Below are 15,538 nucleotides of genomic sequence, written 5' to 3'. Positions count from 1 at the left end.
ATCTGCCCAGGGACCCTCCGCGTGTGTGACCCTTGCCCTCATGCCTGTCGTACGTGATCTGCGCGTACTCCTGCGCCTGAGGGACTTCCGCAACCTGCTCGCCGTTCGGCTGCTCTCCCAGGCCGCCGACGGCGTCTACCAGGTCGCTCTCGCCACCTACGTGGTGTTCTCCCCGGAGAAGCAGACCTCGCCCGCGGCGATCGCCTCGGCCATGGCGGTCCTGCTGCTGCCGTACTCCGTGATCGGCCCGTTCGCCGGGGTGCTCCTGGACCGCTGGCGCCGCCGCCAGGTCTTCCTCTACGGCAACCTGCTGCGGGCCCTCCTCGCCTGCATCACCGGCGTGCTGATCGTCGCGCACGTCCCGGACTGGCTCTTCTACGCCTCGGCCCTGTCCGTGACCGCGGTCAACCGGTTCGTCCTGGCCGGGCTCGCCGCCTCCCTGCCCCACGTGGTCGCCCCCGACCAGCTGGTCACCGCCAACGCGCTCTCTCCCACCGCCGGGACCCTCGCTGCCACCGCCGGCGGCGGGCTGGCCTTCCTGCTGCGGCTCCTGGCCTCCGACTCCAACGCCGTCGTCGTCCTGCTCGGCGCCGGCCTCTACCTCTGCGCGGCACTGGTCTCGCTGCGTCTGGCGGCCGATCTGCTGGGGCCCGACCACCGCCCCGACGTGGTCCACCCGACGGTCGCCGAGGGGATCGCCCTCACCGTGCGGGGCATGACCGAGGGGCTGCGGCACCTGGCCCACCGGCGCGAGGCCGCGCGGGCGCTCACCGCGATGACCCTGATGCGGTTCTGCTACGGGGCCCTCACGGTCACCCTGCTGATGCTCTGCCGCTACTCCTGGTCGGACAACGAGTCCGACGGGCTCGCCCTGCTGGGAATCGCGGTCGGCGTCTCCGGGGCCGGGTTCTTCGCTGCCGCCGTCGTCACGCCCTGGCTGGTGGGCCGACTGGGCACCCTCGGCTCGATCACCGCCTGCTCGGCCGCGGCCGCCGTGCTGGTTCCCGCGCTCGGCCTGTTCTTTCTGCCAGGCCCCATGCTCGTCGCGGCGTTCGTCCTCGGCCTCGCCACCCAGGGCGCCAAGATCGCCACCGACACCGTCTTGCAGTCCCGGGTGGACGACGACTTCCGCGGCCGGGTCTTCTCGGTCTACGACGTGCTGTTCAACGTCGCCTTCGTCCTCGCAGCCGTCGTGTCCTCGCTGATGCTCCCCCCCGACGGGCAGTCCGCGGTGCTCATCGTGAGCGTCTCCGTGATCTACGCGCTGACCGCCGCCTACCTCGGGCGCCACGGCCGTGTTTCACGTGAAACACGGCCCTGAAGCCGCTCCGCGGAATCCCCGGGGCGGCGTTTCACGTGAAACATCGCCCCGGGCAGCCGTGCATCAGGCCTGCGCGGCCCACCATTCCTTGAGCGCGGCGACTGCGGCGTCCCGCTCCATGGGGCCGTTCTCCAGCCGCAGGTCCAGCAGGAACGCGTAGGCCTTCCCGATCACCGGGCCCGGGCCCACGCCCAGCACCTGCATGATCTCGTTACCGTTCAGGTCCGGCCGGATCGCGTCCAGTTCCTCCTGCTGCTGGAGCTGCGAGATCCGCTCCTCCAGGCTGTCGTACGTGCGCGAGAGGGCACTGGCCTTGCGCTTGTTACGGGTGGTGCAGTCCGACCGGGTCAGCTTGTGCAGCCGGTCCAGCAGCGGGCCGGCGTCGCGGACGTAGCGCCGCACCGCCGAGTCGGTCCACTCGCCCTCCCCGTAGCCGTGGAACCGCAGGTGCAGCTCCACCAGCCGGGAGACATCCTTGATCATGTCGTTGGAGTACTTCAGCGCGGTCATGCGCTTCTTGGCCATCTTGGCCCCGACCACCTCGTGGTGGTGGAAGGAGACCCGGCCGTCGATCTCGAACCGGCGGGTGCGGGGTTTGCCGATGTCGTGGAGCAGGGCCGCGAGCCTCAAGACCAGGTCCGGGCCCTCGTCCTCCAGGTCGATCGCCTGCTCCAGCACGATCAGCGAGTGGTCGTAGACGTCCTTGTGCCGGTGGTGCTCGTCCCGCTCCAGCCGCAGCGCGGGCAGCTCGGGCAGCACGTGGTCGGCCAGCCCGGTGTCCACGAGCAGGCCCAAGCCCTTGCGGGGGTGCGCGGACAGCACCAGCTTGTTCAGCTCGCCCTGCACCCGCTCCGCCGAGACGATCTCGATCCGCCCGGACATCTCCTCCATCGCCGTGACGACCTCGGGGGCGACCTCGAAGTCGAGCTGCGCGGCGAAACGCGCCGCACGCAGCATTCGCAGCGGGTCGTCGGAGAAGGACTCCTCCGGCGTGCCGGGGGTGCGCAGCACGCGCGCCCGGAGGTCCTCCAGGCCGCCGTGCGGGTCCACGAACACCTTCTCCGGCAGCGCGACCGCCATCGCGTTCACGGTGAAGTCGCGGCGGACGAGATCCTCCTCGATCGAGTCGCCGTAGGAGACCTCGGGCTTGCGGGAGGTCCGGTCGTACGACTCCGAGCGGTAGGTGGTCACCTCGATCTGGAAGCCCGCCTTCTGGGCTCCGACGGTGCCGAAGGCGATACCGACGTCCCAGACCGAGTCGGCCCACGGCCGGACGATCTTCAGAACGTCCTCGGGGCGGGCGTCGGTGGTGAAGTCGAGATCGTTGCCGAGACGCCCGAGCAGCGCGTCGCGTACGGACCCGCCGACGAGGGCGAGGTTGAAGCCCGCCTCCCGGAAGCGGAGGCCGAGCTCGTCGGCGACAGGGGCAACCTGCAGCAGTTCGCTGACCGCGCGGCGCTGCAGCTGACTCAGGGCACTGGAGTTGTCTTCGTTGGCGTTCGGCACAACAGAAAAGGGTACGTGCCCGGCCCGGCAGGGGCTCCCGGGTTTGCGGCCACCCCGCCCTCCGGCGCCCGTGGGGCGAACCCGATCATGTGGAGCAAGGCGCGGCACTCGCACGCAGCGGGTCTCGTTACCATTCCTGGACGCACACACGACGACCACTGACACTTCGAGGGACGGGCTAGCGCGTGGCCGAGGCGGCAGACATCCAGGGGGCGTCCCCCGCTCCTGCCCGGCGCCGCTGGCTGCGGCGTGCCGCCGTCCTGCTGGCCGGGACGCCCGTCCTCGCCGCTCTCGTCTCCGCACCCGCGCCCCGGGCGCAGGCCGCCGACGCCGGCACGGTCGACATCCAGCTGAGCACCCTGACCCCTGCCGCCCCGGTCAAGGGCGACACCCTCACGATCTCGGGCACCGTGGTCAACACCGGCCGCGAGACGATCACGGGCGCCCACGTCGGCCTGCGGGTGGGACCCGCCCTCGGGGACCGGGCCTCGATCGACGAGGCGGCGGAGCGGGCAGGGTTCCGGGCCGGCACGGACCCGGGCGAGGTCGACCAGGCCTATTCCTCGAAGATCGCGTCACTGCCCTCCAAGGCCAGCCAGACGTTCACCCTCTCGATCCCGGTGAACAAGCTGGAGCTGGACAAGGAGGGCGTGTACCAGCTGGGCGTCTCGCTGTCGGGGGAGACCGAGAGCCGGAACTACGAGCAGGTCCTGGGCATCAAGCGGACCTTCCTGCCCTGGCAGCCGGAGCCCGCCGCCAAGCGCTCCCAGCTGACCTACCTGTGGCCGCTGGTCTCCACCACGCGGCCGACCGCGGAAACCGGCTCGGACGAGGTGCAGACGCCCGTCTTCCTCGACGACTCCCTCGCCGAGGAGCTCAGGACCGGCGGCCGGCTGGAGCGGATGGTCTCGCTGGGCAAGGAGCTGCCGATCACCTGGGTCATCGATCCGGACCTGCTGTACACGGTCGACGCCATGACCAAGGGCTACCGGTACCGCACCCCGGACGGAAAGATCGTCCAGGGCCAGAACAAGGCCGTCGCCGAGCAGTGGCTGAGCTCACTCGAAGCGGCCGTCCAGGGCAAGAAGGTCGTCGCGCTGCCGTTCGCCGACCCCGACATCGCCTCCCTCGCCCACCAGGGCAAGGACGTCTCCGGCACCCTCGGCCAGCTGCGGCCCGCCACCGACAAGGCGAAGCAGGCGGTGGAGACCGTCCTGCACGTCACCCCGTCCACCGACTTCTCCTGGCCTGTGGACGGCGCCATCGACCCGTCGATCGTCAACGTCGCCACCTCTGCGGGCGCCCACCATGTGCTCGCCCGCAGCGACAGCCTCCAGGAGACCGGCGCCCTCGGCTACACCCCGTCGGCGTCCCGCCCCATCGGCGCGGGCACCACCGCCGTCGTCGCCGACGCCGACCTGTCGACCGCCTTCGAGGGCGACATGCTGAACGCCGGGAACTCCACGCTGGCCGTCCAGCGCTTCCTCGCCCACAGCCTGGCCCTCAACCTCCAGAAGACCGACAACCAGCGCAGTTTCGTCGTCACCCCGCAGCGGATGCCCAGCGCCAGCCAGGCGCAGTCGATGGCCGACGCCCTGCGGGCCCTGCAGGCGGGCCGCTGGACGCAGCCCGTGGACCTCGACACCGCCGCCGCGGCCAAGCCCGACGCCGGCGTCAACACCCAGGTCCCGGGCGCCGGCCAGTACCCCGAGGCGCTGCGCAAGACCGAGCTGCCCGTCGCCGCCTTCGAGAAGATCCGCACCACCCAGAACACCCTCGACCACTTCAAGGTCATCCTGACCTCGCCCGACCGCGTCGAGATCCCGTTCGGCAACACCACCAACCGCGAGATGTCCACCTCCTGGCGGGGGCGCCCCCAGGACGCCGGGCACTACCGCAACCAGGTGCAGGAGTACCTCATCGGCCTGACCGAGAAGGTCAAGGTCGTCCCCAAGTCCGACGCCACCCTGTCCGGACACAGCGCGACCATCCCGGTCAGCGTCCAGAACAGCCTCGTCCAAGACGTCCACAACCTCGTCCTGCGGGTGAAGTCCGCCAACCCGACCCGCCTGATGTTCGGCGACGGCGGCGAGGCGGAGCAGGAAGTCACCGTCCAGGGCGGCCACAGCCAGACGGTCAAGTTCACTGCCAACGCCACGGCGAGCGGCCCTGTCGAGGTCACCGCGCAGCTCTTCACCACCGACGGTGTGCCCTACGGCAAGGAGCGCAGGTTCACCGTCGAGGCCACCGAGATCACACCGACTGTGATGCTGGTCATCGCCGGCGGGGTGCTGCTCCTGGTCCTGGCAGGCGTCAAGATGTACGCCAGCCGCAAGCGCGTCGCGGCCCGGGCGGCCGCTGCGGAGGAGAGCACGCAGCCGAGTGACGAGACCCCGGACACCGGACCGCAAAGCACCAGCCCGTCCGGCGCGGGTGAGACAGTGGACCGTTGAGCGATGCCGTGGCCGGCCGGGCCTGGGACGATGAGGTGGGGTTTCAATGAACGCGCCGTACGACGGTGACCGCGCGCAGGGCACTGGCGCGCCCGCGCCCTCCTCGGGCGCCGACCCGGACACGAGGCTGCCCGGACAGGTTCCCGTGCCCGGTCCCGCAGCGGACCGCGACCCGTACCTCCAGGACGCCTACGACCACGACCCGTACCGGTCGCAGGACCTGTCGGCCCAGGACCCGGTCGCCGAGGTCCTCTACGACCGGGCTTCGCACCCCCCGCCGCCGCCGGGGACCTTCCAGGACCCAGGCCCGCTCTACGCAGCACCGCGGACTGCGCAGCAGGGCCCGGACCCGCGGGTGTGGGCCCAGACCCCGCCGCCCGAGCCGGACGGCCCGTCCCGCCACCTGCCGTACGGCGACCGCCCCGCCACCACGCAGTTCGTGGGCGTGGACTCGCTGGTCACCAGCGCGGCGGAGGAGGAGGTCGAGCCCGACGCCTTCGCCCACCTGTACAAGGACCAGCAGGCGGCGCCCGGCGCCCCCGTCGAGGACGCGCCCGTCGCGGCCCCTGCGCCGAGCAAGCCGGCCGGCCGTGCGGCCGGTCTGCTCAAGTCCAGTGCGCTGATGGCCGCCGGGACGATCGTCTCCCGCATCACCGGCTTTCTGCGGACCCTGGTCGTCGCCGCCGCCATCGGCGTCGGCACCTTCAACGACACGTACCAGATCGCCAACACGCTGCCGACGATGATCTACGTGCTGGTCGGCGGCGGCGCCCTGAACGCCGTCTTCATCCCCCAGCTCGTGCGGGCCATGAAGAACGACGAGGACGGGGGCGAGGCGTACGCCAACCGGCTGCTGACCCTGGTCGTCGTCCTGCTCGCCGCCGTCACCACGATCTGTGTGCTGGCCGCGCCGGTGTTCATCACCATGATGTCGCCGAAGATCGCCTCCGACCCGGCCCAGATGGACGTCGCGGTCGCCTTCGCCCGCTACTGCCTGCCCACCATGTTCTTCATGGGCGTGCACGTGGTGCTCGGTCAGATCCTCAACGCCCGCGGCCGGTTCGGCGCGATGATGTGGACCCCGGTCCTCAACAACATCGTGGCCATCGCCACCTTCGGCGCGTTCATCTGGGCCTTCGGCGGGTTCACCACCTCCGGCGTCAGCGCCGCCACGGTCACCCCGGAGGGCGTGCGCCTGCTCGGCATCGGCACCCTCCTGGGCCTCACCGTCCAGGCCCTGGCGATGCTGCCGTACCTGCGCGACGCCGGGTTCTCTCCGCGGCTGCGCTTCGACTGGAAGGGCCACGGCCTGGGCAAGGCGGCCGGCCTGGCCAAGTGGACGTTCTTCTTCGTCCTCGCCAACCAGATCGGCCTGGTCGTGGTGACCCAGCTCGCCACCTGGGCCGGTGCGATCGCCGAGAAGCAGGGCCACTCCGGCACCGGCATCACCGGCTACCAGTACGCGCTGCTGCTGTGGCAGATGCCGCAGGCCATCATTACCGTCTCCGTCATGACGGCCGTCCTGCCCCGGATTTCCCGTTCCGCTCACGACGGGGACGCCGCCGCCGTCCGCGACGACATCTCCTATGGGCTGCGCACCTCGGCCGTCGCGATCGTGCCGTGCGCCTTCGCGTTCCTCGCCCTCGGCGTCCCCATGGCCACGCTGCTCTACGCCGGCGCCGGCGCCGGCGCCCAGAACATCGGCTACATCCTGATGGCCTTCGGCCTCGGGCTCATCCCGTACTCGGTCCAGTACGTGGTGCTGCGCGGTTTCTACGCCTACGAGGACACGCGCACGCCCTTCTACAACACCGTCATCGTCGCCGCGGTCAACGCCTCCGTCTCCGCTGCCGCGTTCTTCGTCCTCCCTGCGCGCTGGGCGGTCGTCGGCATGGCCGGCGCTTACGGCCTCGGCTACGCCGTGGGCGTCGGCGTCGCCTGGAAGCGCCTGCGCAAGCGGCTCGGCGGGGACCTGGACGGCGCCCATGTGCGGCGCACCTACACCCGCCTCATCGGAGCCTGCATCCCGGCAGCCGCCGTGGCCGGCGGTGTCGCCTATGCCATCACCCAGTGGCTGGGCAGCGGAGTCCTCGGTTCCCTCACTGCGGTGGTCATCGGCTCCCTCGCCTTGGGCGGTGTCTTCCTTCTGGCGGCCAAGCGGATGCGGATCGAAGAGCTCAACGCCATGGTCGGAATGGTCCGCGGGCGCATGGGTCGCTAGATGCGCACAACCGTCGTACCCCTTCGCGTGTCGTGCATAGCGCCGGACTGTGGGCACAATTGGCATGGCTTCGCAGACTGGCCGACAGCGCGTAACGGATGGGGAGGCAGGAACGACGGTGGCGGAACGTAGCACGGCTGCCGTCGACGTGGCCGACAACGGCGGCGACCAGCCGCTGGTCGCAGATGCGGCCAAGGCCACGGCCGACGGGGTGGACACCCAGAACGGACGAGCCGCGGACGGACCCATGCCAGAGAAGGACGGCGAACGCAGGAGCGCGGCCTCTGCCGCCGCGCCCGAACTCCACAGCGGCCACAAGCTGGCACGGCGCTACCGCCTGGAGGAGTGCGTCACCCGTCTGGACGGATTCAGCAGCTGGCGCGCGATGGACGAGAAGCTGCGCCGGGCCGTCGGGGTCCACGTGCTGCCCGCCGACCACCCGCGCGCCCGCGCGGTCCTGGCCGCGGCCCGCTCCTCCGCCCTGCTGGGCGACCCCCGCTTCGTCCAGGTCCTCGACGCGGTGGAGGACAACGACCTCGTCTACGTCGTCCACGAGTGGCTGCCCGATGCCACCGAGCTGACGGCGGTCCTCGCCTCCGGCCCCCTGGAGCCCCACGACGCCTACCAGCTCGTCAGCCAGGTCTCCCAGGCCATGGCCGCTGCCCACCGCGAGGGCCTGTCCCACCTGCGCCTGACGCCGAGCGCCATACTGCGCACCTCCACCGGCCAGTACCGCATCCGCGGCCTCGCCGTGAACGCCGCCTTGCGGGGCATCGTGAGCGACACCCCGCAGCGCACGGACACCGAAGCCATCGGCGCACTCCTGTACGCCGCCCTGACCCAGCGCTGGCCGTACGAGAACGACGCGTACGGCCTCTCCGGCCTGCCCAAGGGCGTCGGCCTGCTCCCGCCCGACCAGGTCCGCGCCGGTGTCCACCGCGGCCTGGGCGAGCTCGCCATGCGCGCGCTCGCCAACGACGGGGCCACCGCCTCCCGCCAGGAGCCCGCCTGTACCACCCCGGAGGAACTGGCCAAGGCAGTTGCCGCGATGCCGCGCATCCGGCCGCCGGAGCCGGCGTTCACCCCGCCGCCCGAGTACCAGCAGACCACCTATCAGCAGGGCAGCTACGGCCGTCCGCCGACGCGCCCCGGTGCACCCGTTTCGCACCCCATCCCCGTCCCGCCTCCGCCCCCGCTGCAGAGCCGTACGGGCCGCGTCCTGAAGTGGGGCGTGGCGGCGCTGCTGATCGCTGCCCTGGGGCTGGGCAGCTGGCAGCTGGCCGACACGCTGCTGGACCGCGTCAAGGGCAACAGCGGCAGCAACGGGAGCACCACGCAGCCCGCCAAGCCGGACGAGGACCAGAAGCCGCCCAAGGAGACCAAGCGGCTTCCCATCAGCGGCGCGACGGTCTTCGGCAAGGACCCGATCAAGGCCGACGACGCCGGCAAGGCCGTCGATGGCAACAGCAATACGGCGTGGATCACCCTGTCGTTCAAGTTCTCCTCCAACTTCGGCAACCTCGACGCCTACGACGACGGCAGCGGCATCATCGTCGACCTCGGCAGCGTCAGGGAGGTGACGGGCGTCGAAGCGGACATGCACGGCGCGGGCCACAAGGTCGAGGTTCGTGCGGCCGCCGCCGAGGCGACCTCCGTGCGCGCCATTTCCGACTTCCCGCAGGAAATCTCCGGGCTGCATGTCGTGGGGAGGAACCTGAAGGCCAAACCCGACGCTCCGGTGAAGACCCGCTTCCTGGTGATCCACATCACCAACCTGCCCGCCGAGGGCGGTGGGGGCATCTGGCGGGGCGGCATCAGCGAGATCAGGGTGCTCGGACCGGCCGACTAGTCCGGGCACTGAAGCCATCGAGGGTCCGCTGTGCCGACGGCACGGCGGACCCTCGTATTCGTCCCGCCCGCCCCGTACGCTCCCTCCGGGAGGGAGGTGTGATGCACGACGCAACGAACGGCGAGGACAGCGACCGGGACCTGCTCGCCCGGCACGTCGCCGGAGACGCCGATGCCTTCGGTGAGCTCGTGCGCCGGCACCGCGACCGGCTCTGGGCGGTGGCCCTGCGCACCCTCGGCGACCGGGAGGAGGCCGCCGACGCGGTGCAGGACGCCCTCGTCTCCGCCTACCGGGCCGCGCACACCTTCCGCGGCGAGTCCGCCGTTACCACCTGGCTGCACCGCATCACGGTCAACGCCTGCCTCGACCGGGCCCGCAAGGCCGCCTCCCGCCGGACCGCCCCCCTCGACGACACGGACCGCCTGGAGCGCCTCCTGGAGCCCCACGAATCCGCCGAGGCACCCGCGGAGCGCCAGGACCTCCACCGCCAGCTGCTGGCCGCCCTCGGCACCCTCCCGGCCGACCAGCGGGCCGCTCTCGTCCTGGTCGACATGCAGGGATACTCCGTCGCCGAGGCCGCCCGCGTCCTCGACGTCCCCGTCGGCACGGTGAAGAGCCGGTGCGCGCGCGGACGGGCGAAACTCGTCCCGATGCTCACTCATCTGCGCTCGAATGCCGGGGATAACACCACCACGGAGCGGGGAAGGAACCGGACGCCGGGGACACCCGTCCCACCAGCGGCAGACCCCAGTCAGCCAGCCCCAGGGGCAGACACGGTGAAGGGCGGAGGTGGACGAACGTGACTCCCGCAGCCGGCACGATCCGGCACCCTGACGTCTCGGAAATCTCCGACCTGACCGAGGGACTCCTCTCCCCGGTCCGGACCGGGGAGGTACGCCGCCATCTGGCCGAGTGCCCGCTGTGTGCCGACGTGCACGCCTCCCTGGAGGAGATCCGCGGCCTGCTCGGCACGCTGCCGGGGCCGCCCCGCATGCCCATGGACATCGCCGGGCGCATCGACGCAGCCCTCGCCGCCGAGGCACTCCTGGACTCCACGACCTCTAGATCGGGCGACGAGTCCGCCGCCGACACCGACGCCGACCGTGTTGTTTCACGTGAAACTTCGACCACCGCACCCTCCGGGCGGGACGCGCGCCGGCCCGCCGGTCACCCAGTCGGCGCAACAGGGCCCGGGCGCCGCCGCGCCCGCCGCCGGGTCGCGGTCATCGCAGGTCTCGCCGGAGCGGCCGCCTGCACGCTGGCAGTGCTTCTCGCCGGCAATCTGCTGGGCGGCTCCCCGGACACGGCCGCCCGCAAGTCCGCCACGAGCGCCACCGCCGAGGCCCCTGCCGACGGCGCGTACACCGCTCAGGGGCTCCAGGACAGCGTGCGTCGCCTGCTGGCCTCGGGAGAGGGAGTCAGGAAGGCCTCCCCGCAGGTGCAACAGCAGGAGAACGGCACCTACGGCCTGGAGAACACCTCCCCGGCCCCGGGGGACCGGGCGGGCACGGAGGTCACCGCGGTTCCGTCCTGCGTCCGGAGCGCCACCGGGCGCGGCGAGACCCCGCTCGCCGTGGAGCGCGGCAGTTATCAGGGCAACGAGGTCTACCTCCTCGTCCTTCCGCATCCCGGCGACCCCGGCAGGGTGGACGCCTACCTCGTCGGCGCCGACTGTGCGCTCACCCCCTCGGACGGCGCGGGCCGGGCCCTGCTGACCGGGACCTACCCTCGAAGCTGACAGCTTGGGGCTCGTGGGTGAGCAGCCCGGGAATGCCCGCGCCGTAGGATCCGTTGGGTGGGGTGAGACTCCACACCGGCCCCTCAGGGCCAGCAGCGCGCAGTCCACAGAGACGAGGAAGAGACCCGTGAGCGACGTACGAAACGTGATCATCATCGGTTCCGGGCCTGCCGGTTACACCGCCGCCCTGTACACCGCACGTGCTTCGCTCAAGCCGCTGGTCTTCGAAGGCGCCGTCACCGCAGGCGGTGCGCTGATGAACACCACCGAGGTCGAGAACTTCCCCGGCTTCCAGGACGGCATCATGGGGCCGGACCTCATGGACAACATGCGTGGCCAGGCCGAGCGTTTCGGTGCGGAGCTCGTTCCGGACGACATCGTGTCCGTGGACCTCACCGGCGAGATCAAGACCGTCACCGACACCGCCGGCACCCTGCACCGTGCCAAGGCCGTGATCGTGGCCACCGGTTCCCAGCACCGCAAGCTCGGTCTGCCTAACGAGGACGCCCTCTCCGGCCGCGGTGTGTCCTGGTGCGCCACCTGCGACGGGTTCTTCTTCAAGGACCAGGACATCGCCGTCGTCGGCGGTGGCGACACCGCGATCGAGGAGGCCACCTTCCTCTCCCGGTTCGCCAAGTCCGTCACGGTCGTTCACCGCCGCGATGCTCTGCGCGCCTCCAAGGCCATGCAGGACCGGGCCTTCGCCGACCCGAAGATCAAGTTCGCCTGGGACAGCGAGGTTTCCGAGATCCACGGCGACCAGAAGCTCTCCCACCTCACCCTGCGCAACACCAAGACCGGTGAGACCTCCGAGCTTGGCGTGACCGGCCTGTTCATCGCCGTGGGCCACGACCCCCGCACCGAACTGTTCAAGGACCAGCTGGAGCTCGACGACGAGGGCTACCTCAAGGTCGAGGCCCCCTCCACGCGCACCAATGTCACCGGCGTGTTCGGCGCCGGCGATGTCGTGGACCACACGTACCGTCAGGCCATCACGGCCGCCGGCACGGGCTGCGCCGCCGCCCTCGATGCCGAGCGCTTCCTCGCCGTCCTCGCGGACACCGAGAAGGCCCACGCCGCGGTCTGACCCCAGACACCCCCCCACCTCAACACCCCGCAGGAAGAATTAGGAGGCCGCTGTGGCCGGCACCCTCAAGAACGTGACCGACGCCGACTTCGACGCCGAGGTCCTCCGGAGCGACAAGCCCGTCCTGGTGGACTTCTGGGCCGAGTGGTGCGGTCCGTGCCGCCAGATCGCTCCGTCCCTGGAGGCCATCGCGGCCGAGTACGGCGACCAGATCGAGATCGTCAAGCTCAACATCGACCAGAACCCGGCCACGGCCGCGAAGTACGGCGTCATGTCGATCCCGACCCTGAACGTCTACCAGGGCGGCGAGGTCGTGAAGACCATCGTCGGCGCCAAGCCGAAGGCCGCCATCCTGCGTGACCTCGACTCCTTCATCGAGGCCCAGGCCGTCTGACGGCAATGTTTCACGTGAAACGGGGCCGCCCCTGACAAGGGGGCGGCCCCGTTTCGCACACCGGACCCCGACCGTTGGGTCAGCGGGCCCCGCTCACTGCCATCCTTCCTCACAGGGGGCGCAGAACAGGCTCCTTGCGCGCCGCGCCCAGCAGCCGGTCCAGGGCCAGTTCCACGTCTTCCTTCCATGACAGCGTCGAGCGCAGCTCCAACCTCAGCCGCGGATGCACCGGATGGGGGCGCACCGTCTTGAAGCCCACGGCAAGCAGATGGTCCGCCGGCAACAGGCACGCGGGCCGTTCCCAGTGCGCGTCGCCGAATGCCTCGATCGCTCGGAAGCCCCGCCGCAGCAGGTCCTTGGCCACCGTCTGGACCATCACCCGCCCGAGGCCCTGCCCCTGATACCCCGGCATGATCCATGCGGTGATCAGCTGCACCGCGTCCGGGGACACCGGGCTCGTCGGGAAGGACGTGGACCTGGGCACGTAGGCCGGCGGCGCGTACAGGACGAACCCCACGGGGACCTCATCCACATAGACCACGCGGCCGCACGAGCCCCACTCCAGCAGGACCGCGGAGATCCACGCCTCCTTCTCCAGGGCCGGAGTCCCCGCCTTGGCTGCGGCCTCACCGCTGACGGGATCGAGTTCCCAGAATACGCAGGACCGGCAACGCAGAGGCAGGTCCTGGAGGTTGTCCAGTGTGAGTGGTACCAACCGACGCCCCATGAGCGCATGGTATCCAGGGTCCGAATCAGGAGAAACCGCAACAAGGAAAAGAGGCGGCCCGCACCGGCACTACCGGTACGAGCCGCCCCTCGGGAGCCAGGAACTCACTCTCCGGACGGTCGCTGCTCCAGCACCCGGCCCTCGCCCGGCGCCATCGTCGCCAGAATCCGCTCCAGGTCCTCCATCGAGGCGAACTCGACAGTGATCTTGCCCTTCTTCTGGCCCAGGTCCACCTTCACCCGGGTGTCGAAGCGGTCCGACAGCCGCGTCGCAAGCTCGCTCAGCGCCGGGGAGAGCCGGGCTCCCGCCCTCGGCCTCTTCGGCTTCACCGGGCTCTCGGGCTCCGACCCCATGAGGAAGACGATCTCCTCAACCGAGCGCACCGACAGGCCTTCGTCCACGATCCGCTCCGCGAGCGCCTCCTGTGCCTCGGGGTCCGCCACGGGCAGCAGGGCACGAGCGTGACCCGCCAGAAGCACACCTGCCGCCACGCGTCGCTGCACCTTCGGCGACAGTTTGAGCAGCCGCAGCGTGTTCGTCACCTGGGGACGCGAGCGCCCGATCCGGTCCGCCAGCTCGTCGTGCGTGCAGCTGAAGTCCTGGAGCAGCTGGTCGTACGCGGCGGCCTCCTCCAGCGGGTTCAGCTGGGCCCGGTGGAGGTTCTCCAGCAGCGCGTCCAGGAGGAGTTTGTCGTCCTCCGTGGCCCGGATGATCGCCGGAATGCGCTCCAGGCCGACCTCCTTGCACGCGCGCCAGCGGCGCTCGCCCATGATCAGCTCGTAGCGGTCCGGACCGGACTGCCGCACCACCACCGGCTGGAGCAGGCCCACCTCCTGGATGGAGGTCACCAGCTCCGCCAGCGCCTCGGAGTCGAATTCCTTGCGGGGCTGCCGCGGATTCCGTGTGATCGCGCCGACCGGAAGTTCTGCGAACGTAGCCCCCACCACGCTGCCGACCGCGGACTCCGCCTCTTCGGGCGCATGGTCCGGCCCGACCGGCGCCGATGTTTCACGTGAAACATCGGCCTGGGCGAGGACGGCCAGCTTCGCCGCCGCGATCCCGCGTTCCGAGTTCAGTGTCGGCACCGCCGCCGGCGAGGTCGACCCCGCACCGATCACCGCCGGCGTTTTCTCCTGCGGAGCCATGGGGATCAGCGCTCCGAGCCCCCGGCCCAGACCCCTTCGTCGCTCGCTCACTGGATCCCCTCCACCACACTCTGCGTGCCGTTCAGGCCCGCGCCCATATGGGCGTGCCGGGCGTCGTACTGGATACCGGCCCCCCGCAGCGCGATCTCCCGCGCCGCCTCCAGGTAGGAGAGGGAACCGCTAGAACTCGGGTCATAGGTGAGCACCGTCTGTCCGTAGCTCGGAGCCTCGGAGATGCGCACCGACCGCGGGATGCTCGTCCGCAGCACCTCGCTGCCGAAGTGGGTCCGGACCTCCTCTGCCACCTGGGAGGCCAGTCGGGTCCTGCCGTCGTACATCGTCAGCAGGATGGTGGAGACGTGCAGCGTCGGATTGAGGTGGGCCCGCACCAGGTCCACATTGCGCAGGAGCTGGCCCAGGCCCTCCAGCGCGTAGTACTCGCACTGGATCGGGATCAGCACCTCGGCACCCGCAACGAGTGCGTTGACCGTCAGCAGACCCAGCGAGGGCGGGCAGTCGATGAGGATGTAGTCCAGCGGCTGCTCGTACGCCTGGATGGCCCGCTGGAGACGGCTCTCACGCGCCACCAGCGAGACCAGCTCGATCTCGGCACCGGCCAGGTCGATGGTGGCCGGGGCACAGAAGAGGCCCTCCACATCCACCACCGGCTGGACCACCTCCAGCAGCGGCCTGCTGTCGACCAGCACGTCGTAGATCGAGGGGACGTCCGCGTGGTGATCGATACCGAGTGCGGTGGACGCGTTTCCCTGCGGGTCGAGGTCGATGACCAGGACGCGCGCGCCGTGGAGCGCCAGCGAGGCCGCCAGGTTCACGGTCGTCGTGGTCTTGCCGACGCCACCCTTCTGGTTGGCAACGACGATCACACGGGTCTGGTCCGGCCGGGGCAGACCCTCGCCGGCACGCCTCAGCGACTCGACCGCGAACGGGTTGGGCCGGCCGGCAAACGTGTCGTTGTCAGCAGGGGGCGGGGGGGGGGGTTTCCTTGGAACCCCCACACCCCCCCCCCCCCCCCCGACAACCCGGAGCCGGGCTGACCCCCGCCCCCCCCAGTTCGTTGCCTGCCCAACCCCTTCCCC

The 15,538-nt window shown here is 70.7% G+C and carries 11 protein-coding genes and 1 pseudogene; 8 read left to right on the top strand and 4 right to left on the bottom strand.

The genetic code is table 11. The features are described from left to right. Positions 1–40 precede the first annotated feature (40 nt). Entirely contained in the window at positions 41–1,321 is a 1,281-nt protein-coding gene (locus tag AC068A_RS10095; protein ID WP_478583319.1) for an MFS transporter, read from the top strand. A gap of 63 nt (positions 1,322–1,384) precedes the next feature. Here the strand turns inward: AC068A_RS10095 and AC068A_RS10090 are convergent, their stop codons facing one another. Continuing rightward, positions 1,385–2,827 (bottom strand): CCA tRNA nucleotidyltransferase, encoded by a 1,443-nt coding sequence (locus tag AC068A_RS10090; protein ID WP_478583316.1) that lies wholly within the window; start codon positions 2,825–2,827, stop codon positions 1,385–1,387. Between the two features lie 185 nt (positions 2,828–3,012). On the opposite strand from AC068A_RS10090, the gene AC068A_RS10085 reads away from it, so the two are divergent. The 7 genes from AC068A_RS10085 (at position 3,013) to trxA (ending at position 12,569) form a co-directional block, all read left to right on the top strand. Further along, on the top strand, positions 3,013–5,280 hold the full coding sequence (locus AC068A_RS10085; protein ID WP_478583313.1) for a DUF6049 family protein: 2,268 nt from the start codon (positions 3,013–3,015) through the stop codon (positions 5,278–5,280). A 46-nt stretch (positions 5,281–5,326) separates the two neighbouring features. After that, positions 5,327–7,501, top strand: coding sequence for a murein biosynthesis integral membrane protein MurJ (gene murJ / locus AC068A_RS10080; RefSeq protein ID WP_478583312.1), 2,175 nt, complete (start codon positions 5,327–5,329; stop codon positions 7,499–7,501). Positions 7,502–7,619: 118 nt separating this feature from the next. Next, positions 7,620–9,350 (top strand): protein kinase family protein, encoded by a 1,731-nt coding sequence (locus AC068A_RS10075; RefSeq protein ID WP_478583309.1) that lies wholly within the window; start codon positions 7,620–7,622, stop codon positions 9,348–9,350. Between the two features lie 101 nt (positions 9,351–9,451). Beyond that, on the top strand, positions 9,452–10,153 hold the full coding sequence (gene sigM / locus AC068A_RS10070) for an RNA polymerase sigma factor SigM (protein ID WP_478583306.1): 702 nt from the start codon (positions 9,452–9,454) through the stop codon (positions 10,151–10,153). Further along, positions 10,150–11,088: an anti-sigma factor family protein gene (locus AC068A_RS10065; protein WP_478583304.1), complete on the top strand. Its 939-nt coding sequence runs from the start codon at positions 10,150–10,152 to the stop codon at positions 11,086–11,088. Before sigM ends, AC068A_RS10065 begins: the two co-directional genes overlap by 4 nt. A gap of 127 nt (positions 11,089–11,215) precedes the next feature. After that, complete coding sequence (trxB, locus tag AC068A_RS10060) at positions 11,216–12,175, top strand: thioredoxin-disulfide reductase (RefSeq protein WP_478583301.1); 960 nt, start codon at positions 11,216–11,218, stop codon at positions 12,173–12,175. Between the two features lie 52 nt (positions 12,176–12,227). Next, complete coding sequence (gene trxA, locus AC068A_RS10055; RefSeq protein WP_478583299.1) at positions 12,228–12,569, top strand: thioredoxin; 342 nt, start codon at positions 12,228–12,230, stop codon at positions 12,567–12,569. 109 nt (positions 12,570–12,678) lie between these two features. Here the strand turns inward: trxA and AC068A_RS10050 are convergent, their stop codons facing one another. The 3 genes and pseudogenes from AC068A_RS10050 to AC068A_RS10040 all read right to left on the bottom strand — a co-directional run. After that, complete coding sequence (locus tag AC068A_RS10050) at positions 12,679–13,296, bottom strand: GNAT family N-acetyltransferase (protein WP_478583298.1); 618 nt, start codon at positions 13,294–13,296, stop codon at positions 12,679–12,681. A gap of 104 nt (positions 13,297–13,400) precedes the next feature. After that, on the bottom strand, positions 13,401–14,492 hold the full coding sequence (locus AC068A_RS10045) for a ParB/RepB/Spo0J family partition protein (protein WP_478583296.1): 1,092 nt from the start codon (positions 14,490–14,492) through the stop codon (positions 13,401–13,403). Next, positions 14,489–15,460, bottom strand: a pseudogene (locus tag AC068A_RS10040) (ParA family protein); the annotation flags it as partial. The pseudogene AC068A_RS10040 and the gene AC068A_RS10045, both read right to left, overlap by 4 nt. Between the last annotated feature and the right edge of the window lie 78 nt (positions 15,461–15,538).

The sequence above is a fragment of the Streptomyces sp. NPDC043854 genome, from assembly GCF_056436005.1.
Note: the sequence above shows the minus strand (reverse complement) of the source record. Positions and strands in the feature narration are given on the sequence as shown.

What these genes read in the sequence shown, in the direction of transcription:
- AC068A_RS10095 (WP_478583319.1), top strand. Translation starts at nt 41, where the DNA reads ATGCCTGTCGTACGTGATCTGCGCGTACTCCTGCGCCTGAGGGACTTC.
- murJ (WP_478583312.1), top strand. Translation starts at nt 5,327, where the DNA reads ATGAACGCGCCGTACGACGGTGACCGCGCGCAGGGCACTGGCGCGCCC.
- sigM (WP_478583306.1), top strand. Translation starts at nt 9,452, where the DNA reads ATGCACGACGCAACGAACGGCGAGGACAGCGACCGGGACCTGCTCGCC.
- AC068A_RS10050 (WP_478583298.1), bottom strand. Translation starts at nt 13,296, where the DNA reads ATGGGGCGTCGGTTGGTACCACTCACACTGGACAACCTCCAGGACCTG.